This is a genomic window from Pseudomonas sp. Bc-h, from assembly GCF_002080045.1.
Classification (GTDB): Bacteria; Pseudomonadota; Gammaproteobacteria; order Pseudomonadales; family Pseudomonadaceae; genus Aquipseudomonas.
On record NZ_MUIN01000002.1, the window covers coordinates 371563 to 393778 of the forward strand.

18 protein-coding genes are annotated in these 22216 nt (G+C 61.4%); 3 read left to right on the plus strand and 15 right to left on the minus strand.

All coding sequences use genetic code 11. From position 1 onward, the window contains the following. Positions 1 to 179: 179 nt before the first annotated feature. The 3 genes from BWR59_RS03850 to BWR59_RS03860 all read left to right on the plus strand — a co-directional run bounded on the left by BWR59_RS03850 (position 180) and on the right by BWR59_RS03860 (position 4081). Complete coding sequence (locus BWR59_RS03850; protein WP_081564305.1) at positions 180 to 1376, plus strand: MFS transporter; 1197 nt, start codon at positions 180 to 182, stop codon at positions 1374 to 1376. A 153-nt stretch (positions 1377 to 1529) separates the two neighbouring features. Then, positions 1530 to 2906 carry a pyridoxal-phosphate dependent enzyme gene (locus BWR59_RS03855; RefSeq protein WP_081564306.1) on the plus strand — a complete coding sequence of 459 codons (1377 nt, stop codon included), beginning with the start codon at positions 1530 to 1532 and terminating at the stop codon, positions 2904 to 2906. After that, positions 2903 to 4081 (plus strand): cystathionine gamma-synthase, encoded by a 1179-nt coding sequence (locus tag BWR59_RS03860; protein WP_081564307.1) that lies wholly within the window; start codon positions 2903 to 2905, stop codon positions 4079 to 4081. The genes BWR59_RS03855 and BWR59_RS03860 overlap by 4 nt, the downstream gene beginning before the upstream one ends. 432 nt (positions 4082 to 4513) lie before the next feature. Here the strand turns inward: BWR59_RS03860 and BWR59_RS03865 are convergent, their stop codons facing one another. The 15 genes from BWR59_RS03865 to BWR59_RS03935 all read right to left on the minus strand — a co-directional run bounded on the left by BWR59_RS03865 (position 4514) and on the right by BWR59_RS03935 (position 21943). Continuing rightward, positions 4514 to 5086: a PqiC family protein gene (locus BWR59_RS03865; RefSeq protein WP_081564308.1), complete on the minus strand. Its 573-nt coding sequence runs from the start codon at positions 5084 to 5086 to the stop codon at positions 4514 to 4516. Between the two features lie 28 nt (positions 5087 to 5114). Next, positions 5115 to 6740, minus strand: coding sequence for an MlaD family protein (locus tag BWR59_RS03870; protein ID WP_081564309.1), 1626 nt, complete (start codon positions 6738 to 6740; stop codon positions 5115 to 5117). Then, complete coding sequence (locus tag BWR59_RS03875; protein ID WP_081564310.1) at positions 6740 to 7372, minus strand: paraquat-inducible protein A; 633 nt, start codon at positions 7370 to 7372, stop codon at positions 6740 to 6742. Before BWR59_RS03875 ends, BWR59_RS03870 begins: the two co-directional genes overlap by 1 nt. Then, positions 7369 to 8001, minus strand: a complete 633-nt coding sequence (locus BWR59_RS03880) for a paraquat-inducible protein A (RefSeq protein WP_081564311.1) — start codon at positions 7999 to 8001, stop codon at positions 7369 to 7371. The genes BWR59_RS03875 and BWR59_RS03880 overlap by 4 nt, the downstream gene beginning before the upstream one ends. A gap of 16 nt (positions 8002 to 8017) precedes the next feature. Further along, positions 8018 to 9346, minus strand: a complete 1329-nt coding sequence (locus BWR59_RS03885) for an OmpP1/FadL family transporter (RefSeq protein WP_230981953.1) — start codon at positions 9344 to 9346, stop codon at positions 8018 to 8020. Between the two features lie 43 nt (positions 9347 to 9389). Beyond that, a complete protein-coding gene (locus BWR59_RS03890; protein ID WP_230981963.1) occupies positions 9390 to 11849 on the minus strand; it encodes a fused MFS/spermidine synthase in 2460 nt (819 codons plus the stop codon). Between the two features lie 163 nt (positions 11850 to 12012). Next, positions 12013 to 13590: an arylsulfatase gene (locus tag BWR59_RS03895; RefSeq protein WP_081564313.1), complete on the minus strand. Its 1578-nt coding sequence runs from the start codon at positions 13588 to 13590 to the stop codon at positions 12013 to 12015. A gap of 95 nt (positions 13591 to 13685) precedes the next feature. Continuing rightward, positions 13686 to 14699 (minus strand): HAD family hydrolase, encoded by a 1014-nt coding sequence (locus BWR59_RS03900; protein ID WP_081564314.1) that lies wholly within the window; start codon positions 14697 to 14699, stop codon positions 13686 to 13688. Next, complete coding sequence (locus BWR59_RS03905) at positions 14683 to 16041, minus strand: BatD family protein (protein WP_081564315.1); 1359 nt, start codon at positions 16039 to 16041, stop codon at positions 14683 to 14685. Before BWR59_RS03905 ends, BWR59_RS03900 begins: the two co-directional genes overlap by 17 nt. Next, positions 16038 to 17621: a VWA domain-containing protein gene (locus BWR59_RS03910; protein WP_081564316.1), complete on the minus strand. Its 1584-nt coding sequence runs from the start codon at positions 17619 to 17621 to the stop codon at positions 16038 to 16040. The genes BWR59_RS03905 and BWR59_RS03910 overlap by 4 nt, the downstream gene beginning before the upstream one ends. Position 17622: 1 nt before the next feature. Next, positions 17623 to 18621 (minus strand): VWA domain-containing protein, encoded by a 999-nt coding sequence (locus BWR59_RS03915; RefSeq protein ID WP_081564317.1) that lies wholly within the window; start codon positions 18619 to 18621, stop codon positions 17623 to 17625. Next, complete coding sequence (locus tag BWR59_RS03920; RefSeq protein ID WP_081564318.1) at positions 18608 to 19105, minus strand: DUF4381 domain-containing protein; 498 nt, start codon at positions 19103 to 19105, stop codon at positions 18608 to 18610. The genes BWR59_RS03915 and BWR59_RS03920 overlap by 14 nt, the downstream gene beginning before the upstream one ends. Beyond that, positions 19102 to 20070 carry a DUF58 domain-containing protein gene (locus BWR59_RS03925; protein ID WP_081564494.1) on the minus strand — a complete coding sequence of 323 codons (969 nt, stop codon included), beginning with the start codon at positions 20068 to 20070 and terminating at the stop codon, positions 19102 to 19104. The genes BWR59_RS03920 and BWR59_RS03925 overlap by 4 nt, the downstream gene beginning before the upstream one ends. Before the next feature lie 13 nt (positions 20071 to 20083). After that, positions 20084 to 21058, minus strand: a complete 975-nt coding sequence (locus BWR59_RS03930; RefSeq protein ID WP_081564319.1) for a MoxR family ATPase — start codon at positions 21056 to 21058, stop codon at positions 20084 to 20086. Positions 21059 to 21436: 378 nt separating this feature from the next. Continuing rightward, on the minus strand, positions 21437 to 21943 hold the full coding sequence (locus tag BWR59_RS03935; protein ID WP_081564320.1) for a DUF3015 domain-containing protein: 507 nt from the start codon (positions 21941 to 21943) through the stop codon (positions 21437 to 21439). Between the last annotated feature and the right edge of the window lie 273 nt (positions 21944 to 22216).

Here is a 22216-nt window from a genome sequence, read left to right on the forward strand (position 1 = left end):
GTTACGGGAGAGCCGCAACGCCGGTTGTCGCTCGCCGAGCCCGGGCAGGTGAAAAAACCGCGTATCCCGGTCGCTCGGATGAACCAGAGCGAACGGCCTGTCCCTTGATTTTCAGCACGTTTCACCGCCCGGCTTTTCAGCGCGGTGAAGCAACGCGCTTTCGCATTACAGGTACCCCGATGACTTCTCGCTCTACACCACAACGCGGCTGGAGCGCCGTGCTCGCCATGTCGTTGGCCGCATTCGCCCTGGTCGCCTCAGAATTCATGCCCGTCAGTCTGCTGACCCCGATTGCGACAGAGTTGCACATCACCGAAGGCCAGGCCGGCCAGGGGATCTCCGTGTCCGGTGCGTTCGCTCTGATCACAAGTCTGGTCATTGCCGCGATTGCCGCTCGTGTCGAACGCAAGAAGCTGCTGCTGTGCCTGACCTTGCTGATGATCGTGTCAGGAACCGTCGTTGCCCTCGCGCCAGGCTATCCGTCATTCATGCTTGGCCGTGCCTTGATCGGCGTCGCTATCGGAGGTTTCTGGTCATTGTCGGCAGCCACTGCGATGCGCCTGGTGCCCGCCGGACAGGTTTCCCGGGCGCTGGCCATCGTCAATGGCGGTAACGCACTTGCAACGGTCATTGCCGCCCCGGCGGGCAGCTTCCTGGGCTCGCTGATTGGCTGGCGCGGCGCATTTTTCTGTGTCGTTCCTGTCGCCGCGGTGGCGGCGGTTTGGCTGATGATCAGTCTTCCGTCCTTCAAGGACGAGCGCCAGCCAGGTAGCGGTAACGCCCTGCGACTGATGAAGCAGCTGCCAGTTGCCTTGGGAATGGTCGCGGTGAGCGTATTTTTCATGGGCCAGTTCATGCTGTTCACTTACTTGCGCCCATTCCTTGAAGCCGTGACCGGTGTCAGCGTTTCAACACTGTCCTTGATGCTACTGGGGCTTGGCGTTGCAGGTTTCGTCGGGACTTTTCTGATCGAAAGATTCCTCGGTAAAGGCCTCTACCGCACACTGACGGTTATCCCGCTGATAATGGCGGTGATTGCGCTGGCGCTGGTGAACTTCGGTGCATCGCCTCTGTTCACCGCCGTGCTCCTTGGCCTTTGGGGTCTGGTCGCGACCGCTGCGCCCGTGGGATGGTGGACATGGCTGGCGCAAACTCTCCCTGATGACGCTGAAGCCGGTGGCGGTTTGCTGGTGGCAATTGTCCAGTTGGCTATCGCAAGCGGAGCAATCGTCGGCGGCCTGGCCTTCGATCTCAGTGGCTATCGAGCGACTTTCGAGCTGAGCGCAGCCGTGCTGGTCGCCGCCGCTGTCCTTGCCTGGCTGGCAGGTCGCAGCGCCTCCGAAGTTCATCTGCCGGAGTCGAACGCGACCGCGTGATGCCATCGGCAGCTGATGTCATGCAGCTAGTTTCATGCAGCTGCGCGCATTCAGCTGTGCTCATGCAACTGTGCTCATGCAACCGCCGATCCGCTGCACAATTTCGCCCCAGCGCTGTCCACTCCATATCTATCGCGCATGTGAGGATGTGACATGTCAGCTGACTCCCGCCCGGCCGTACTCGAACTAATCGGCAACACTCCCTTGGTGCGCGTCAGTCGCATCGATACCGGTCTGTGTACCCTTTTCCTGAAACTCGAATCCCAGAACCCCGGCGGCTCGATCAAGGACCGGATCGGTCTGGCGATGATCGATGCCGCCGAGCGCGACGGCCGCCTGCGCCCCGGTGGCACGATCGTCGAAGCCACGGCGGGCAATACTGGCCTGGGCCTTGCGCTGGTCGGTCGGGCCAAGGGTTACCGGGTGGTATTGGTGGTGCCCGATAAGATGTCGACCGAGAAGGTGCTGCACTTGAAGGCCATGGGCGCCGAGGTGCACATCACCCGTTCGGATGTGGGCAAGGGTCATCCTGATTATTACCAGGACGTGGCGGCGCGGTTGGCGAGCGAAATTCCCGATGCATTCTTCGCTGATCAATTCAATAACCCGGCCAATCCGCTGGCCCACGAGTGCAGTACGGCGCCGGAAATCTGGGCGCAAACCCAGCATGACCTCGACGCCATCGTGGTCGGCGTGGGCTCGGCGGGCACCCTCACCGGCCTGACCCGTTTCTTCAAACGTGTGCAACCGGACCTGGAAATGGTGCTGGCAGACCCTGTGGGCTCTGTGGTTGCGCAGTACAGCAGGACGCAAACCCTCCCCGAGGCCGGTTCGTGGGCGGTCGAAGGCATCGGGGAAGACTTCATTCCGTCATTCGCCGACCTTTCCAGCGTGCGCCACGCTTACTCCATCAGTGACGAAGACAGTTTTGAGCACGCCCGGTATCTGCTGCGCACCGAGGGGATTCTGGGCGGTTCGTCGACGGGTACGCTGTTGGCCGCCGCCTTGCGGTTTTGCCGCGAACAGACGACGCCAAAGCGCGTGGTCAGCTTTGTCTGCGACACCGGCACCCGCTACCTGTCCAAGGTCTACAATGACCAGTGGATGACCGATCAGGGCCTGATGCAACGCACCCGATACGGTGATTTGCGCGACCTGATCGCTCGGCGCTTCGAGGATGGCCGGGTGATCAGCGTCGGCCCGGACGACACCCTGTTGACCGCTTTCCAGCGCATGCGCCTGGCCGATGTCTCGCAATTGCCGGTGCTGGTGGATGGCAAGCAGCTGGTCGGGGTGATCGATGAGTCCGACATCCTCCTCGACGTGCACAACGACACGTCGCATTTTCGCACCACGGTCGCCAGCGCCATGACCAACAAAGTCGAAACCCTGCCACCGAATGCCGGGCTGCCGGCATTGCAGGCGGAACTGGACCGAGGGCTGGTCGCGATCATCGCCGACGCGTCCGGGTTTCACGGCCTGATCACCCGGGTCGACTTGCTCAATCATTTGCGGAGATCCCTTGCATGAGTCAGCACGACGAAAACCAGACGTCCCACGCCTTCGCCACTCGGGTGATCCACGCCGGCCAGGAGCCCGACCCTTCCACCGGAGCGCTGATGCCGCCGATCTACGCCAACTCCACCTATCTGCAACAAAGCCCCGGCGTTCACAAAGGCCTGGATTACGGCCGCTCGCACAACCCGACGCGCTTTGCGCTGGAACGCTGCGTGGCCGATCTGGAAGGCGGGACTCAGGCGTTCGCCTTCGCATCGGGGCTGGCGGCGATCTCTTCAGTGCTCGAATTGCTGGATGCCGGATCGCACATTCTCTCCGGTGACGACCTGTATGGTGGCACCTTCCGCCTGTTCGACAAGGTTCGCCAGCGTAGCGCCGGGCATCGTTTCAGCTTCGTCGACATGACCGACCTTTCCGCCTTTGAAGCCGGGCTTCAGGACGACACGCGAATGATCTGGGTGGAGACCCCGAGCAACCCCCTGCTGCGCCTGAGCGATCTGGCTGCCATCGCGCGCGTCTGCCGTGACCGGGGCATCATTTGTGTTGCCGATAACACCTTCGCCAGCCCATGGATTCAGCACCCGTTGGCGTTGGGTTTCGATATCGTCGTGCACTCCACCACCAAATACCTCAATGGCCACTCGGACGTGATCGGCGGCATCGCGGTGGTCGGGGATAACCCTGAACTGGCCGAGCGCCTGGGTTTCCTGCAGAACTCGGTCGGTGCGATTGCCGGGCCTTTCGATGCCTTCCTCACCCTGCGCGGGGTGAAAACCCTGGCCTTGCGCATGGAGCGCCACTGCAGCAATGCGCTGGAACTGGCGCAATGGCTGGAGCGCCAGCCGCAGGTGGCGCGCGTTTATTATCCCGGCCTGCCGACGCACCCGCAGCACGCGTTGGCCTGTCGCCAGATGCGTGGCTTCGGCGGCATGATTTCGCTGGACCTGAACACTGATCTGGCAGGCACAAAACGCTTCCTCGAACAGGTGCAGATCTTTGCTCTGGCGGAAAGCCTGGGTGGCGTGGAAAGCCTGATCGAACACCCGGCGATCATGACCCACGCCAGCATTCCCGCGCAGAACCGCGCCAAGCTTGGCATCGGCGACTCGCTGGTGCGGTTGTCGGTCGGTGTCGAGGATGTAGACGACCTGCGCGCTGATCTGGCGCAGGCGCTGGGCAAGATCTGAATCCTGAGGGCACCGTCGGATTGCCAGAGATCAGGTGGGAGGGAGCGAAGCTACCGATGGCGGTGGGTCTGGAAACGCGATGCCAGCTGACCTGCCGCTTTCGCCACCGTCGTAACCTCCGGCAGCTCCCACAGTGGATTTCGGTTCCGCCAGTTCAAATGGATAACCCGCAACTTCGGTCGAGCTGGCTCTACAGCCTGGCGCGAACCCTGTTGTTAGACAAGTCGCGCAGCCCGCCAGGAACCCTGTTGTTAGACCTGTGCTGCCGCCACCGCGAATGCTGTTGTTAGACCTGTTCTGCAGCCCACCACGAATCCTGTGGGAGCTGCCGGAGGTTACGACGGTGGCGAAGCGGTCTTTCTGACACCCCCGGTCTGGGCCTGGCAATTCCCCACTATAGATCTCCATGCTGCTACGGGGCTCACCGGGTAGCTACGAACACCGCCCGCTCCGCCCCGCCGCCTCGATCATCGACGACAGCTTCATCAGATTGCCCTGATGGGCTATCACCAGTTCATCGATCGAGTTCCCTGCCGGGGTGCTCAGTTTCGTGTAGCACTCCATCTTTATGTTGGCGTCGCGGGAGCGTAGGCGCCATTTGGCCTCGATCAGCGCGTATTGCCCCGGCACCGAATCGAACCGCTGAACATCCAGCGTCAGGTGCAGTTTGCTGCGCCCCGAGGTGGTGCCGCTGGGTTGTGGCAGCTGGTTGCCGAGGGCGTTTGCGAGCTCGTCCGTGAGGTTGGCGCCCCACCATTCGGTTTCCAGAATCACTAGCCCGCTATTGCCCTGGCGGATGACCATTTGCGAGCGGTCCACCTGGGGCGGCATCGTTACCCGGTCGATCACGATGTCGTACTGCGAGGTGCTGGTGCTCGAGCCCTTGATCGGCACCAGCGTGTGGTAATGAATGGGCGCGCTACTGCAACCGCTGACGGTCGCGATGGCTGCGGCGACGATGAGTGGCGACACGCGCCCGATCCATGTTTTCAGCGGATGGCTCATGCAGGTCTGCTCCATAGGATTGGCACGTTCAAGGTTCCAGACTCGTCGCTTCTTTGGACTTCGGACGGCCACGAATCAGGGACTCGGGATGCCTGCCCAGATAATCCGAGAGATCACGCAGCGAGCGAGAGACGCGCTGGATTTCGTCCAGTGATTCCTTGAGTTGCTCGCGTTGCGGCGAATCTTCGGACAACGCCTGATTGGCGATCTGCACGGTCGCCGTCATTTTGGTGAGCGTGTTGTCGATGTTCGGCAGCGTCTTGTCGTTGAACTGGTTGATGCTCTTGTGCAGTGCGTTCAGGCTGGCATCCAGATTGTTCGCGATCTTGTCCACGGGCAGTTTGCTGAATTTGTCGACCAGCGCCTGGAACTGTTCCTGCACCTTCTCCAGGCTGCCAGGGGTGGTGGGCATCATGATGGGATACTTTCCTGGGTCGAATGGCACTTCCTTGACATTCGGATAGAAATCCAACGACACGTAAAGCTGGCCGGTCAGCAGGTTGCCGCTGCGTGCCTGAGCCCGAAGGCCATGCTTGACGAAGATAGCGATCAACTCGCCGACTGCCCGTTGATCTTCCGGCGCATGGTCCATCGCACTGATCATCTTGGCGTGAGCCGGTCCCATGCGCTCCGGATAGATCACGGCCTCTACCATGACCGGAAACGAGCGTTTCACCGGATCGAAGTCCAACTGGACCGATGTGACCCTGCCGAAATCCACCCCCATGAACTCGACCGGCGCGCCCACCGAAAGCCCGCGCATGGCCTGGTCGAACCGCATGACGATGGTCTGCGACTTGCCATTGGGCGGCGCCAGAGCTGCTTGCGAGTCAGCGAACAAGTCGAACCGCGCGCCTTCGGTCGCTACCGCGTCGCCGGTGGAGGTTTCAGGCTCGCCGAATGCCAGGCCACCGATGAGCATCGACGACAGCGATTCGGTATTGACCTTCAGCCCGTTGGCGCCCACGTCGACATCGATGCCACTGGCATTCCAGAACCGAGTGTCGGCGGTCACGAAACCATCGTTAGGGGCGTCGACGAAAATCTCGATATTGACCCCCTTCCCGTCTTTATCCAGTGCGTAGGAGATCACCTGGCCCACCGGGATCTTGCGGTAGTAGATGGGCGAGCCGATATCCAGCGAACCGAGGTCCTTGGCATACAGCGTGAAGCGTTTGCCACTCTCGCCATAGGTCACCGGCGGGGGTGACTCAAGGCCCTTGAAGGTGTCTTTCACCTCGCTCGACTGGCCAGCGTCGGCACCGATGAAACTGCCGGACAGCAGGGTGTCCAGACCAGTCACGCCGCCTGCCCCGATGCGCGGTTTGACCACCCAGAACGTCGAATCGGATCGGGCGAAGGTCTCCGCCTCCTTGGACAGCTGAACTTTGGCAGACACGCTTTTCTTGTCCTTGGCCAGCTCCACCGCCGTCACTTCGCCGATCAGCACGTTGCGGTATTTGACCTGAGTCTTGTGTGCGGTCAGGCCGTCGCCGGTCCTGAAGGTGATGGTGATCGTCGGCCCTTCCTGCATCCAGTTGCGCACCACCAGCGATGCACCGACGAGTATCGCTACCACAGGCACGATCCACACCAGCGACACGTTCCACCGTCGGCTCTTGATAGGCGCCGTCTCAACGTTGTCGTCTTGCATCACACGTCCTCCTTGTCGGTTTCAGGTTCGCCTTCCCAGATCAGACGAGGGTCGTAACTCATTGCCGCGAGCATGGTCATCACCACCACCATGCCGAAAAACAGGATGCCCGCCCGAGGCTCGATGGTGCCCAGTTCCTGCATCTGCACCAGCGAGGCCACCAAGGCGACCACCAGCACGTCGAGCATCGACCAATAGCCGATCAGTTCGACGAAACGGTACAACTGTGAACGTTGACGCCTGGCCCAGTTACTTTTGCGCTGAGCGGTGATCAGCAGCAGCCCCAGCGCCAGGAATTTGATGGCGGGCACGCCGATACTGGCGATGAAAATGATCAGGGCGATGTCCCACGCCCCACTCTCCCAGAACTCCAGCACGCCGCCGGCGATCGTGCTGTCCACCCCGCTCCCTGCCATGACGGTGTGCATGACCGGCAGCAGATTGGCCGGAACGTAAAACACCAGCGCGGCGATCAGGAATGCCCAGCAGCGGGCGATGGCATCGGTCTTGCGCGCGTGAAGCGGCGCGCCGCAGCGGTCGCAATGGTGCGTCGGTTTGCTGACATCGCACGTCTTGCCGCAGCCATGACACAGGCAGAGTTTGAGATCCTTGGCCAGCGGAGGCGTTTTCATAACCGCTCCCAGAGATCGCGAACGTCGCGACCGGCAATGGCGATGATCAGGATGCTCAGCAGCACCAGCGCCAAGAGCCCGATCCCCGGGATCACGTCGAGCAGTCCGGCGAGCTTGATCACGGCGACCATAGCCCCCAGCAGGCACACTTCCAGCATGCTCCAGGGCCGCAACGCTTCGAGCCAGAGCATGCAGGGGGCAAAACCTGGCGAGCGTCTGCCCGCCACCGCGAAACTCAAGACCCAGATCAACAGAAGCACCTGGCAGACCGGCGCGATGATGATCGCCAGGGCTGCAACCAGAGCGATGAACGTGATGGGGCCGACGCTCAGGATCATCACCGAGTCGAACAGCGTCGCCGAGTTGCTCACGCCCTGCAGATTGATGCTCATCACCGGGTACAGGTTGGCGAACAGCAACAGCACTGCGGCGGTGATACTCAACGCCAGGCGCTGCTGCACGGACAGCGCAACATGGCGGTCCACCACACCTGCGCAGCGCACACAGACCGCTTTTTGATGGCGCGACAGCACCGACTTGCGGTACACGGCGTCGCAGTACTCGCAGATGATCAACTTTCCGGTACGGGTCGAGGATCGATCCTGTCGTGACTGCGTCAAGCTTTTCATGACGTTGCGCTCCGCACTAGAAGCGCCAGACCATGCCGCCGCCGATGACATGCAAGGCTGCGTTGCGGTATTCGCCGGAGACTGACTGGCCGTTGGAGTTCTTGGTTTGCTCGGTGGACATGTCACCCATCCAGATCAAGGTGTAGCTCAGGTGCAGGTCTGTGTCCTTGTCCAGAGCGTAGTTGACGCCGGTCGCGAACCGCCAGGCGTCACCCATGGGCACGTCGACCGTGCGGTCGGAGTCGTCTACGGCGGACGAGTCGAACGCCACGCCCATGTTCCAGCGCCAGTGTGAATCGATCTGGTTCTGCGCGCCGATGGACACATGGTAGGTGTCCTTGTACTGGCGATCCACGCTGCGTGAAGTGCCGCCGGCGTTACTGTCGACCTGCACGCCGATGCTGCCGAAGTCGCTCCAGTCCTGCCAGCCGAGAGAGCCCAGCAGTTTCCACTGCGGCGACAACTCGTAGGACGCGCTGAAGGTCGCGGTCTGCGGAATGTTCATGTCCAGATCGAGGTTGTCGACGTCCAGCCGGTTCAGCGCGAAATTGAGCACCGGGTTGGTGATGTGCTTGAGTTCGGGCGAGTCGCTGAATTCGAGCTTGACCTTGCTGGTGTAGTCCAGGCCCAGCTGGGTGCGCTCATTGAGCTGATAGAGCAAACCCACGTTGACGCCGGTGCCCCAATCCGTGTCCTTGTAGCGCAGCTGGCCATCGGGGGTATCGAGCAAGCCGAAGGGGTTGTTGTTGACCGCCACTTCGGTGCGGAAGTAGCCATAGACGAAACGCGGGCCGATGCCGACGGAAAGCGCGTCGGTGATCTTGTAGGCGAACGTCGGCTGGAACGAGATACCAATCAGGGCGGACTCCTGGGTGAAATAGCGGCCCGCCCAATCGTCGTCGTAATCCACCGCCAGGCCGAAATTGCCGTACACGCCGAAACCGATGCTGGCCCGGTCGTTCACCTCATGGGTGATGAACAGGCTGCTGCCCGGCAAATAAGGCAGCGGGTTACCGCCGTTGCCGCCGTCGAAGGTATTGCCGTCATCGCGGGAGAACTTCATGGCGCCAAGAATGACCTGGGCGTTGGCGTTGACCTGCGTGCCCTTGAGTTGAGTGATACCAGCGGGGTTGTTCATCAGGATGCTCGGGTCGGTGGCCAGCACCGCCGCCCCCGCGTTGGCCAGACCCGCGCCCTCCTGCCCAGCCTCGTAAACCATGATGCCGCCGGCGTTCGCCGTTTCACTTAGCAGCAGCGCGCCCAACACGGCGCAGACGCCGGCCGGAACCCCGAGCTTGAAACCACCGAAGGCCGGCATTTTGTGGCGAGTCTGTGTTGTAGACATGAGCAAAACTCCATCCTGAGTTTTCGTTTACCGCGCGGCAGCCTTACTGCGCGCCGACGAACCAGCGGTAGTAAGGGTTGTCGCCATCCTCGCGCATCACCTGACGCACATCGTCGGCCCAGGCTTTGCGATTGCCGTTATAGGCGTGCAGCCCGACGTCATAAAACAGCCTCAACTGCTTCCACTTGTCGCCCACTGCGCCCTTGAACCCGTCCCCGGCGTTGACCAGCGGCACGTCGCGGTGCAATTCCAGCAAGGCGGGCAGCGTGCGGGTGATTTCCTTGGGGCGGACCCAGGCGGCGTACTCGATACGCGGGTGATCGTCAGTGACCGGCAGCGCGTCGCCGGCATACCGAGCCAGTCCTCGCTCATCGGTGATCCAGGTGGCAAGCAGCGCCTGGACCGAATCGATGCCCACTTCCTTCAGCGATTCGGCAACCGTGGGTTGATCGAAGCGCGCTTGAATCTGCTGCGCGTCCAGGGTGATCGGTTGCAGCGAGCCCACCAGCAGCATCTCGTGGAACTCGGTGGTCCACAGCGTTGCGTGGGGGAACACATCGAGGAAGCTGCGCACCAGCGCGCGGCTGTCTTCATCATTTTGTGTTGGCAGCGGCAGCCACTGCGCGACAAGGCCATGGGGCTGCAGACGCTGGGCGGCCACACGATAGAAGTCGCTGGAATACAGGTTCACTACGCCGGCGGCAGAAGGCGGTGGCGGTTCGAGGGTGATCACGTCGTAACGTTGATCGTTGCTCAACAGCTCGCGGCGCCCGTCACGTAAACGAATGTCCAGTCGAGGATCACTGACGGCCTGATAGTTGCCCTTGAACAACGGCGCAGCTTCGAGCACTTCAGGCAACAGTTCGGCCACGACCGGGTGCTGCAGATCCGGATAACGCAACATTGCACCCGCCGTGATGCCGGTGCCGAAACCGATGACCAGCGCCGAGCGTGGGGTTTCGCTGTGGATCAACAGCGGGATCAGCGCCTGCAGACGCATGTAACGCAGGGAAGGCATCGCATCGCCGGTGTTGGATACGCCCTGGATATAGAGACGATTGAACGTGCGCTCGGCCTTGCCTTGCTGCACGACGGCGACGGTTCCGGCCCGTCCTTCCTGGTAATAGACAATCTTGCCCTGCCCTGCGCCTGGCATCAGATCGGCCAGATGCGCGGGCGAAATCAGCGAAGCCGTCGCCAGCGTCAGTACGCCAAGGGCGATGACCGCGCCGCGCATCTTGCGGCCGACGTTCGCCCCGCGCCAGACCGCGACCAGCCCCACCGCGCAGGCGATCACCGCCAAAGCGCCGAGTGTGCGAACCAGGCCCAGCAGCGGAATCAGCACAAATCCTGTGAGCATGACGCCGAGAATCCCGCCAAGGGTGTTGGCCGCAACGACCCCGCCGACATCGCGGCCGACATGAGCGCGATCAACCACCAGCCGCAGCGCCAGCGGAAACGCCGCGCCCAGCAAGGTCGTCGGCAAAAACACCACGCTCAGTGCCGCCACTGCGAAGCGCGCGCACATGCCCGCCAGTTCGCTGCCGGTCAGGCCCAGCGCAAAGCCTTCGGCCTGGGTCTGCGCCACAATCAGCCAGCGGCCGAGGCCGGCGATCTGCGCCAGCGAGATCAGCCCGGCCAGCGCGATCAACAAGCCGAACAGGCCCCACGGGTCGGTCAAGCGGTCCGATTTGCGCGCATAGATCGCACTGCCCAGTACCAAACCCGCGAGATAGGTCGCCAGCACCACGGCGAACGCGTAGGCGCGAGTGCTCATGAATTGCACGATGGACTGGGTCCAGACCACTTCATAGCCCAAGGCAACCGCACCGGCCACGGCATACAAAGTGATCGCCAGACGGGCTCCGGGTATCCGTTCAGCCTTGGCGCTTTCGACAGGCAATCGGGAGATTGCCCGCGAGGTGAGCAACGTTGCGCCCAAGGCGGCCAGCAGATTCAGGCCAGCGGCGAACACGGCACTGCCCATCACCCCGAAGGCAGGAATCAACATGAATGCCGACAGCAGGGTACCGGCAATCGCGCCAGCGGTATTGGCGGCGTACAAGCGCCCGCCAGACAACCCGACCTTGCCGTGTTCCGGGCCCAGTGCCCGGACCATCACCGGCAACGTGCCGCCCATGAAGAACGCAGGCAGGCCAACGATCAGAAACGGCAAGACCCAGGCGAACAGCCCCGTGGACTGTTGCATTCGCGCGAACAACTCGGCGACATGAGGAAAGGCAAAGGTTGCGGTAACCCCCAGCAAGGCGACGATCAATTCGAGCGCCGCGTACAGCCGAACCGGATGCGCAAGGCGATCGGCAAAGCGTCCGAACCACAAGCCGCCCAGGGCAAGGCCGGCAAAGAAGGCGCTGATGGCGGTCGTCACGGCATACACCTGCACCCCGACGACCAGAGAAAGCTGTTTGACCCACAACACCTGATAGATCAGCCCGGCGCCACCGGAGGCGAACATCAACGCGCACAGCACCAGCAACCTCATGGTCGGGGCCCTGGCGTCTTCGATTGCGGCGTCACGATAACGGGTTGAGCGCATGGCTGTAGGCATCGGTCAGACCTGAACAGATTGGATAAAGCCTGCAACGGGTTGCCCCGCTGCAGGTGGAGGGGGTGCCCATGAACAGCCCCCCTGAGACACGTGGTTTTTATTTACCGCCCTTGCTCATTTTCTCTGCGATCTTCTTGTCGACGTCAGCACGCACCTGATCGATGCTGAAGCTGGCAGGCCGCTGGCTGGGTGGGTAATCGACGAATGTCTGGAGGAACGCCGCAGCCCGGGCAGTTGCTTCGAAGATCAGATAGTCGTTTTTGGCCAGCCAATCGTAATACTGGTCAGAGACGACATCCGCTCGTTCATAAGGGTCCATGCGCAGATTGAAGAGCTTGGGTACCCGCAGGCAGGTAAATGGCTCGCTCCAGACAGCAAAACCGCCTGGCGCTCGTTGCTCGCAGAAAACAACTTTCCAGTTGTCGTAACGCATTGCGACCAGTTCTCCATCATCACTGAAGTAATAGAACTCGCTACGCGCGCTCTTGTCAGCCTTGCCTGTCAAGTAGTCGAGCTGGTTATAGCCATCCAGATGCACCTTGAAGTTCTTTCCTCCCAAGTCCGCGCCCTTGAGCAAGCGGTCTTTGATCGTGGTGTCACCTGCGACCGCCAGCAACGTCGGGAACCAGTCAAGCCCGGAGAACATTTGGTTGGAAACGGTGTCCGGTTTGATGTGGTTTGGCCAACGAACCATGGCCGGTACCCGATATGCGCCCTCCCAATTGGAGTTCTTCTCGTTACGGAATGGCGTGGTGGCCGCATCCGGCCATGACCACTGATTCGGCCCGTTATCGGTGGTGTAAACAACGATCGTGTTGTCACTTATTTTCAAGTCATCCAGCGTTTTCAAAAGCTTGCCTACATCACCATCGTGCTCGAGCATTCCGTCTGCATACTCGTTCCCGGGCATCCCGCTTTGCCCTTGCATGCTCTCGCGCACGTGGGTGAAGGCATGCATCCGCGTTGTGTTCATCCATACGAAGAAAGGCTTGTCGGCTTTGGCCTGCTTGTCGATGAAATTGATTGCAGCCTGGGTTGTTTCGTCGTCAACTGTCTCCATGCGTTTTTTTGTAAGCGCTCCGGTGTCCTCGATCTTGCCGTCCGCGCTGGACTTCATCACGCCGCGAGGCGTTGCATTTTTGACCACAATGTCATTGGGGTCTTTTGGCCAGTATGGACGCTCAGGCTCTTCCTCGGCATTGAGGTGGTACAGGTTGCCGAAAAACTCGTCAAACCCATGATTGGTCGGCAAGTATTCGTCGCGGTCCCCCAGGTGGTTCTTGCCGAATTGCCCCGTGGCATAACCCTGAGCCTTGAGGGCCTGGGCAATAGTGACGTCACGGTCCTGCAAGCCTACTGGCACACCCGGCATCCCGACCTTCGACAGACCTGTGCGCAGCGCGGTCTGGCCCGTGATAAACGTCGAACGTCCCGCCGTGCAACTGTTCTCCGCGTAATAGTCCGTGAACATCATCCCTTCTTTGGCGATCCGGTCGATGTTGGGGGTCTTGTAACCCACGACACCGAAGGAATAGGCGCTGATATTGGTCTGCCCGATATCGTCGCCGAATATCACCAGGATATTGGGTTTCTCAGCCGCGCTTGCGACCGACAAACCCACTAGCGCCGTCGCCGCTATGGCGAACTTCAATATCCGTTTTCCCGTGCGTTTCATTGGCGTTTCTCCATTCGAAATCAACTTTCGATGCCACGACTACGTACACCCGAGCCACCGACGCGAACCGTCGCTGACCTGATGTGCCTGCGGTTTCAGGGATGGCTTTGGTCCGGGTCGCCCGGATAGATCCGGGTCCATTCCTTGGCCATATCTACCACTACCCATTTGTTACCTGTTGCCTGGTCAAGCGCCTTGTCCAGACGCCCGATGTTGCTCTTTCGATCGTAGGCCCACTCACGCTGGCCGTCGGTGTGATGCACCAGTCCTGCCAGACGCCGGCCCTCTCCTGCCGTCGTCCACTGCAGCATTTGCAGGTCGCCGTCGGAGTTGCCAAAGGCAAACACCGGGCGGCGGCCAATGATCGATTCGATGCTCTCAGGCTTGCCGGGGCCGTCGTCGTTGTGGGCGAGCTTGCCCTGGCGCAGGATGGAGAATTTGCCGTCCTTGTTCTGGAACTGAGTCACGAAGGTCGTGCCAATCACCTGTTCCGGGGGAATGCCGTAAACCTCTTCGGCGAACGCGCGCATGAATGCCACCTCGCCGCCGGACACGATGTAAGTCTTGAAGCCGTTTTCACGCAGATAGCCCAGCAGTTCGAGCATCGGCTGGAACACCATTTCGGTGTACGGCTTGTGGCTGCGTGGGTGCACGGCCTTGGCCAGCCAGCGCTGGGCGTTGGCGTTGAATTCAGCGGTTGTGACCCCGGTATGGGTCGCACCGACGATTTGCAGCAAGCCCTTTTCCCCTGCTGCTGCCAACGCCTTCTGATCGTTTTCCAGCACCGCCTTGAACGGTTGTTCGTCCTTCCACTCGGGGTGTTGCGGGGCCATGCGCTTGACTTCATCGAGGGCGAACAGCACCTCGAAATACATCGGTTGTTCGCTCCAGAGCGTGCCGTCGTTGTCGAACACGGCGATGCGCTCGGCGGGCGGGATAAAATCCTTGTCGCCTGCGCGAGTGACGGCGGTCACGAATGCTTCGATGGCCTGACGCGAGGGGCCATCTTTCCACGATGGCAGCACCTCTGCGGCAGGGCTTGCGAGCGGCAATACCAGCAACAGGGCCAGCAGCCAGAGTCGCGTTTGCGGCTTAGGAAACGCTTGCATGACGTTCGCTCTCATCGATGGCCCCATAGGTCGATTGCGGATTCAGTGGTTTCAGGTGGTACCTGGCCGAGGTCCGTGTCGCGTGCTGCTGATGCACCTTTTGCAGGTCATCCAGCAGCGCGGCAGGTGGTTCTGGCTGGGCCGATTTTTCTGCGGCGTAGAGGTTGGCGAACCAGCGCTGCAGCCGCTGCATGAGCGGCAAACGCCGGCTGCCAATAAAACTCTGCAGATCGACACGTCCCGTACTGCGCCGCACCCACAGGTACAGGCCATCGAGCCGAGGCGGTTGCGCCGACAACTGCTGGCGCGTGAGTTGCCAGGCGTATTCGGGGGAGTTCAGCCATTCGCGCTTGCGCCGCTCACGGCGCTGCAGCCAATCAACCCAAAGCGCGCGGGCCCGGGTCTTGCCGAAATAAACCAGCGCAGCGCCGATGACCAGCACCGCCACAATCACCAGCCAATGCCGAGCGATGTTGACCTGCGCGCTGTGCCTGAGCGCGCGCAGATCTTGCGCCATGGAGAACGGCGCCTGATAGCTCGCCTCGCCCTTGGCCTCAAAGGTGATCGCCGGCACCGATGCCGAATGCGCCTGACCGTCGGCTGCGCTCCACCACGGCATCTCGATGGCCGGCACACTGAAATGGCCTTCCTCGGTGACGCGATACATCACCGAATCTTCCCGCGCACCGCCGTTCACCCCGCCACGGCCATCTTCCAGCGGGTGTACGCTGGGCGGCTGTACATAGCGGGTCAGTCCCTTGATTTCGGCGAACGGCGGCGCAGGAATCAGCATGGTCTGGGCGCCGACCGCACGGGTCTGCACTTGCCGAGTGATGCTGTCGCCAACGCGCAGCGGGTCATGGGATTTGACGATGGTCTGCGTGAGTTCGACCTGCTGGGCGATCAGCGAAGACTCTCCGGCTTTGGCGCCTGCCGGTTGCGCTGCGCTGAAATGTTGCGCGGTCGTACTGACCGTCACCGGCTGCTGACTCTGCCCCGGGGTGACGCGAACGCTGAGCGCTGGAATGTCATAGGCCTGAGCGTTGAGCGGCGTGATCTGGTAATTGAAGCGCAGACCGAACAGGGTTTGCCCCTGCTGTTTCTCGGTCAGGTGCTGAGCCTCTCCGCTGGGCGGGGTTACCACTGCGCCATCGATGGCGAGCTTGGGTAACTCGGGCGGCGAGCTGAACCAGGTGTCCACCAGCACGTCGACCTGCAACGTCACGGTGCCGCCGACCAGGGCCTTGTCGCCATTGAGCAGTTCACTGCGTACGCTGACCTGCGGCGCAGCCACTGCCAGCGCAGGCAATAGACAGATGAGGAACATCAGCGCGCGCGTCATTGCGGCGCCTCGCGGGATGCGCTCTGCACCAGGAATTTCTGTTTGAGAAACTTCGCGGGCGACGTGGTCAGGTTGTCGAGCCATTGTTGATCGGAGCTCGCGACCTTGACCTTGCGCTCGACCTGCTTGCCGCTGTTGCTGGTGTTGTCGAACTTGACTTGATCCGGTTTCTCGTCCGGTGGCCCTGCCTGTTGCTGGTCCTCGCGATCCTTTTGCAACGCCTGAGCCAGCGCCAGATTGGCCGTGGCTTCGGGAAACGCCGGTTGCAACTTCAGGGCACGCTCATAGGCGGCGATCGCTTCGGGGAATTTCGACAGGCGCACGTAGCTGTTGCCCAAATAGAAATACGCAGGCGGCGTGTCCAGCTCGGCGAAGCTGGCCAACGCCACTTTGAAATCCGCGCCCTCATAGGCGGCCACGCCCTTCCAGTACGGATCGCTGAAATGCTCGGCGGCCTCGGCATAACGTTGATGTTCGAACGCCCAGCGGCCCTGTTGATCGGGGGTCAAAAAGGCGTCGGCCAGCGCACCGGCGCTAGCGTCTGGCGCGTGCCCGCTCATGCCGAACGCCAGCAAGAGGCTCGCCAGCCAGTTGATCCGCCAGCCACGGCGAATGGTCAGCAACGCGATCAGCAGCAGCGGCCAGCACAGCCAGTAACCGGCGTCCTTCCAGTGCAGGACATCGGCGTCATTGGCTGAGGCCTGGAAGTGCTGTTGGGCGTGCAACTCGATCCAGTCCAGATCGTCATTGTTCAGGCTCAGGCTGCCCAGCGGCGCATCCGCGGCGTGGGCGAGCTGTTTGAGCCCGTCGGAATCGAAACGGGCCAGCACCGGCCGGCCGTTGTCATCGGTGCGCGCTTCGCCATTGGGGCCATTGACCACGCCGCCATTTTTCACCCCTGCCGCCATGACCAGCACTTGCAGGTCGCTGTCGTCCAGATGCTGTTTGATCGCCGCAAACTGACGACTGTCGGCGCCGTCGGTCACCAGCAGCAAGGTACCAGGAGTGTCGGTGCCCAGCAGACGCTTGGCCTCATCGATGACGCCCAGAACATCCTTGCCCGAGGTCGAAATCAGGTCCGTGCTCAGTGCCTGTAAATAGGTGTCGAGCAAGGCAGGGTCTTCAGTCGCCGGCATCACCAGATGCGCAGTGCCCGCGTAGGCGATCAACGCGGTGCGCGCTCCGCCGCGCAAGTGAATCAGGTCATGCAGTTTCTGTTTCGCCGCTTCCAGCCGCGTGGGCTGCAGATCGTCAGCGTCCATTGAGCGCGACAGGTCCAGTGCGATGACCAAGGGCGCGCGGTTTTCCAGAAAATCAGGGCGGTCCTGCTCCCAGGTCGGTCCAGCCGCCGCAAGCCCACCGAGCAGCAGTAACGCTGCGAACAGGTGCACCGGACGGAATCGGTGTTCGTCCTCCGGCGTGATCACCAGATGAGTAATGAGGTGCGGTGCGATCACCCCCGTCAGGCGTCGAGAAAGATCATGCCGACGCACCCAGAGGATCGGCAACAGCAGGCCCGGCACCCACAACAGCAGCCACAGCGGGCGCAGAAAATGGAAAGCACTGAGGTCAATCTGCATCTCAGGCCTCCACTTCAGCGCGCGCTGGAGCGCGTGATGCCATTCGCCCCCAGAACGCCGCGAACAGCTGGCACAGCGTCAACAGCAGCAGACCAATGCCCAGCGGCACCCAGAACAGATCGCGCTTGGGCTGATGACTGAAGGTCTTGACCTTGTGCGGGGTGATCTGGTCGAGGGTGGCGTAAACCTGCTGCAAGGCGTTGCGGTCCCGGGCCAGGAACGAGCGGCCGCCGGTGGCTTGCGCGATGTCCTGCAAGGTTTGCAGGTCGACCTTGGCCTCGCCCGTGCCCTGGGGATTACCGATACCGATGGTGTGGATGACGATGCCCCGGTCGCTGGCCATCTTCGCGGCGTGATCGGGGGTGATCGCACTGCCGGTGTCATTGCCGTCGGTGAGCAGAATCAGCACCTTTTCCTGCTCATGAGCCTGGTCCAGCAGCTTGATGGTCAGACCGATGGCGTCGCCCAGCGCCGTGTTGGGCCCGGCCATGCCGATGCGGGTTTCGTCCAGCAGCAGCAACAGGCTGTCGTGGTCCAGCGTCAGCGGCGCCTGAGTGTATGCGCCCGTGCCGAAGACGATCAGGCCGAGGCGGTCATCCTTGCGCTGGGCGATGAAATCACGGACCACGGCTTTCACGGCGGTCAGGCGATCGATCAGGCGTCCATCGGGGGCGGCATAGTCCTGAGTCTGCATGGACTGCGAGATGTCGATGGCCAGCATCAAGTCCCGGGTCGGTTGCTCGCGCTCCAGCGGTTTTTCCACCAGTACCGGCCGGGCGCAGGCGATCAGCAGCAGAACCCAGACCAGCAGATGCAGGGCCAATTGCCAACGTCCGGTGGTGCTTGATCTTGCGGGCGTCTGGCCCACAGCGCGGCTCATGGACGTGAAAAAAGGCACGCGCAGCGCACTGCGTGCTTCGTGGTATTCGGACAGAAAGCGATACGCCAGCCATGGCGCCGGAATCAGCACAAACACCCAGGGATACTCAAACTGCCACATGGTGCGCCTCGATCCATTGCCGGCTCACCTTCAACAACTCCCGCAGATGCGCCGTCGTCACGCGTTCACTCGGCTGATAGGCCAGGCTTGCCAGTTGTGCGGCGAAATCGTCCGGCAGTGGCGACGCAGCGTGGCGCTGCAAGAAACCCTGCCATTGCTCGCCTCGCAGCGCTGCCACGCTCTCCCTGGCCGGGATCGACAAGGCCACGCGTTTGAGCAGTTCAGGAAGCTCGCGAATCGCCTGCGCCCGCTGTGCGGGATCGTCGATGTGCTGTTCGATGAACCCCAGCCGCGCCAAGGCTTCGCGGCGATACAGATCACGCCGCCAATGCGTCCGGCGACGCCAATACACCAGCGCAACCACGATCACCAGCAACCCGGCGAGCAGCGCCCAGCCCCAGGTTTGCGGCAGATAACTGACATCCGGCGCAGCCACTGCCAGTTCCTGCAACTGGTTGATATCCGCAGGCGCGTTGGCGGTCATGGCCGCACTCCTGCTTGACGCGGCACCTGCCCGCGACCCAACGCCTGACGCAATTGCGCCACCGTGTCTTCCCCGGTATTGAACATCATCAGCGGGATCTGGCTGCGCTTCATCAGCGTCGCCACATCGTCGAGGCGCCCGGTCAGGAAGGCGCCGAGTGGCCGATTCACGTTGCGTTGCTCAACGTTGAGGTCGATCTGCAGTTCACCCTGGGTCACGGTGACATTGCCACGCTCGGGCAAGGCCGTCGCCAGCGGGTCGAACACCTGAAGGGCCAGCACGTCGTTGTGCGCGCGCAACTCACGCAGCAGCGGCAACGTCTGCTCGGTGATGTCGGCGAAGTCGCTGATGATGCAAATGAGATGGTCATGGGCGGCGTTGTTCAGGCAGTGACGCAGCACCCGGTCGAATATCACGCCTTCGGCCTCTTCCGGCCGTGTGGCATTGAGCGCCTGATTGAAGCGCACGATCGCCGAGCACAATGCTTCAACCCGCGAGCGGCTGCGCAGCGGGCGGACGGTCTCGATACGCTGATCGTCGAACACCATGCCGCCGACCCGGTCTCCGGCCTGAAACGCGATCCAGGCCGCCAGCGCCGCCACTTCTGCGGCAGTCACCGATTTGAGGTTCATCCTCGAGCCGAAGAACATGCTCATGCGTTGATCGACCAGCAACAACGTGGGGCGGTCGCGCTCTTCGGTGAAGGTGCGAATGAACGGTTTGCCAAAGCGCAGCGACGCACGCCAGTCCAGATGCCTCAGATCGTCGCCGGGACTGTAGTGACGCAGCTCATCGAAACTCAGGCCACGCCCTCGCAGGCGCGAGGCGCGGGTCCCGGCCAGTACGCTCGACACCGGCTGCCGGGCCAGAAAACTCAGGCCACGGGCACGGTGCTCGAACAGCATCAACTGCTCGAGGGAGACGTAGACATGCCCATCGGCAACGGGCTGTAGTGGCTGTTGCATCATCGGGAACCCTTCAGGCCGGAATCGCTACCTTGTCCAGCAGGCGGTCGAGCACTTGGTCGGCATTCACGCCGTCGGCGACGGCGTCATAGCTGAGCATCATTCGATGACGAAGCACCGGGTGCAGCACGGCACGCACATCATCCGGCGACACGAAATCCTGCTGATTCAACCAGGCATGGGCCCGCGCCGCGCGGTCCAGAGCGATGCCGCCGCGGGGGCTGGCGCCGACGTTGATCCAGCGCCCCAGGTCCGCATCGAAGTCCGCCGGCCGGCGCGTGCCATTGACCAGATCGATCAGGTAGCGGTCGATGGTCGGCGCCACGTGAATCGAGCTGATCTCCTGGCGCGCGGCGAAAATCGCCTGTTGTTCGAGGCGCTGCGCAACTGCGGCTGAAGCGTGGGCCAGGGCTTCTTCGCCACGAACCAGTTGCAACACCGAGGCCTCGTCGGTAGGGCTTGGATAATCCAGGTGCAGTTTCATCAGGAACCGGTCCATCTGCGCTTCGGGCAACGGATAAGTGCCTTCCTGCTCGATCGGGTTCTGGGTGGCAATCACCATGAACAATTGCGTCATCGCATGGCTTTCGCCCGCCACCGTGATCTGCCGTTCCTCCATGGCCTCCAGCAAGGCGGCCTGAACCTTGGCCGGGGCCCGGTTGATTTCGTCGGCCAGGATCACGTTGCCGAACAACGGGCCCGGCTGGAATTTGATCTGGTTGCGGCCGTCAATCTGCTGCAGGATTTCTGCACCGGTAATGTCCGATGGCAGCAGGTCCGGGGTGAACTGGATGCGGCTCATTTTCGCGTCCAGATGTTTGGCGAGGGATTTGACCAAACGGGTCTTGGCAAGTCCTGGAAGGCTTTCCAGAAGCACGTGCCCATCGGCCAGCAAACCGATCAGCAAGTGACGAATCACGCCACCTTGACCCAGCACACTCTGGCCAACGCTCGTTTCAAGATCCACGATTTGTTCGCGTACGCTCACGTTTACCTTCCCTGTTGAAATCGTCTGAGCCCGATCTGAAGGCGTGACTTGACCGCACGTTATTTACCCATGCACACAGCGCTTGCAGACCTTTAGTTAGTTCGGTCTTTTTTTAAACTTTCGCGATAACAGATCGAAACTATAGACCCGAATCTTTCATTCGCCAGAAAATACCTGCGCTCTCAGGAAAAGCCCCTCTGCTCGCGAAACACAACTAATGATGGCACTTTGCTCATAGTCATTCCTGCGGTCGTCACATGCGAATGAAGGAGAAAAGGGTCGACTCCATGCGCTCGGATTGTTTTCTTAGTGATAACGGAAAGTTAAAAATTCACAAAACAAACGCCTTCTTGCAAAGGCGTTTGTGCTTGTCGGGTGTTAAGCCGGTTGACGCGCATAACGCGCCAGTACTGCGTCACGTTCCATCACCGCAAGGGTATTCTGATAAACCTGCTCACCGGATTCCTTGCCCTGGGTAAAGATTTCGGCGAAGTGCTGGTGGGTCACATTGGCGAAATGTTCACGGTCCTGGGCTTCGACCCCCAGCAGTACGGCGTAGGCATCCAGCGCTTCGCCCTTGCCGCTCGCCATGTCCTCGGCGATGTTGTCCAGCATGCCGTTCATGGCGAACATCGACTTGCCGCCATAGCCGAGCTTGGCGTCCTTGTTACAGCCGTTGGTACCGGAGGTCAGACCGAACGTGGCGTTGCCGGACGTGCCGTTGGTGGTGGTCGCCAACAGGTGCGGTGCCAGGCCGTTATGCCCTTCGAACACCATGTTGCCCCAGCCACACCCGTTGCCTCCTGCCTGATCCGCTTGCGCGAACATACTGGCCGCACCCAACACCGCCACAAGCGCGCCGTTCACCATCAGTGATCGTGTCATCTGCTTATTCCTTTGGTCGTCTTGAATCATTGGAAGTAGCCCGGACTTCTCAAGCGAGCAGCGAGAGGGCTACTGGTGTTGTAGGCAACAATCGGCGGACTTTCAAACCCGCCAGTGGTTTTTTCGTGATGGGTGTAAGGCAAGGCGCCCATGAGCGCCCGTCACTTCTCTTGCCGAAGTAACTGACACTAAAAATATTTCAACTGCAGTCGTTGATCCATTCATTTGCTACTAGAGTTGGGCTAACACCGATACTTTCCGACCCTGCTTTAT

Coding starts and splice junctions, on each gene's coding strand:
- BWR59_RS03900 (WP_081564314.1), bottom strand. CDS start 14,699: ATGCAAGCGTTTCCTAAGCCGCAAACGCGACTCTGGCTGCTGGCCCTG.
- BWR59_RS03895 (WP_081564313.1), bottom strand. CDS start 13,590: ATGAAACGCACGGGAAAACGGATATTGAAGTTCGCCATAGCGGCGACG.
- BWR59_RS03870 (WP_081564309.1), bottom strand. CDS start 6,740: ATGCAAGACGACAACGTTGAGACGGCGCCTATCAAGAGCCGACGGTGG.
- BWR59_RS03875 (WP_081564310.1), bottom strand. CDS start 7,372: ATGAAAACGCCTCCGCTGGCCAAGGATCTCAAACTCTGCCTGTGTCAT.
- BWR59_RS03920 (WP_081564318.1), bottom strand. CDS start 19,105: ATGACCGCCAACGCGCCTGCGGATATCAACCAGTTGCAGGAACTGGCA.
- BWR59_RS03915 (WP_081564317.1), bottom strand. CDS start 18,621: ATGTGGCAGTTTGAGTATCCCTGGGTGTTTGTGCTGATTCCGGCGCCA.
- BWR59_RS03905 (WP_081564315.1), bottom strand. CDS start 16,041: ATGACGCGCGCGCTGATGTTCCTCATCTGTCTATTGCCTGCGCTGGCA.
- BWR59_RS03865 (WP_081564308.1), bottom strand. CDS start 5,086: ATGAGCCATCCGCTGAAAACATGGATCGGGCGCGTGTCGCCACTCATC.
- BWR59_RS03855 (WP_081564306.1), top strand. CDS start 1,530: ATGTCAGCTGACTCCCGCCCGGCCGTACTCGAACTAATCGGCAACACT.
- BWR59_RS03860 (WP_081564307.1), top strand. CDS start 2,903: ATGAGTCAGCACGACGAAAACCAGACGTCCCACGCCTTCGCCACTCGG.
- BWR59_RS03850 (WP_081564305.1), top strand. CDS start 180: ATGACTTCTCGCTCTACACCACAACGCGGCTGGAGCGCCGTGCTCGCC.
- BWR59_RS03925 (WP_081564494.1), bottom strand. CDS start 20,070: ATGCAACAGCCACTACAGCCCGTTGCCGATGGGCATGTCTACGTCTCC.
- BWR59_RS03885 (WP_230981953.1), bottom strand. CDS start 9,346: ATGTCTACAACACAGACTCGCCACAAAATGCCGGCCTTCGGTGGTTTC.
- BWR59_RS03880 (WP_081564311.1), bottom strand. CDS start 8,001: ATGAAAAGCTTGACGCAGTCACGACAGGATCGATCCTCGACCCGTACC.
- BWR59_RS03890 (WP_230981963.1), bottom strand. CDS start 11,849: ATGAGGTTGCTGGTGCTGTGCGCGTTGATGTTCGCCTCCGGTGGCGCC.
- BWR59_RS03935 (WP_081564320.1), bottom strand. CDS start 21,943: ATGACACGATCACTGATGGTGAACGGCGCGCTTGTGGCGGTGTTGGGT.
- BWR59_RS03910 (WP_081564316.1), bottom strand. CDS start 17,621: ATGCAGATTGACCTCAGTGCTTTCCATTTTCTGCGCCCGCTGTGGCTG.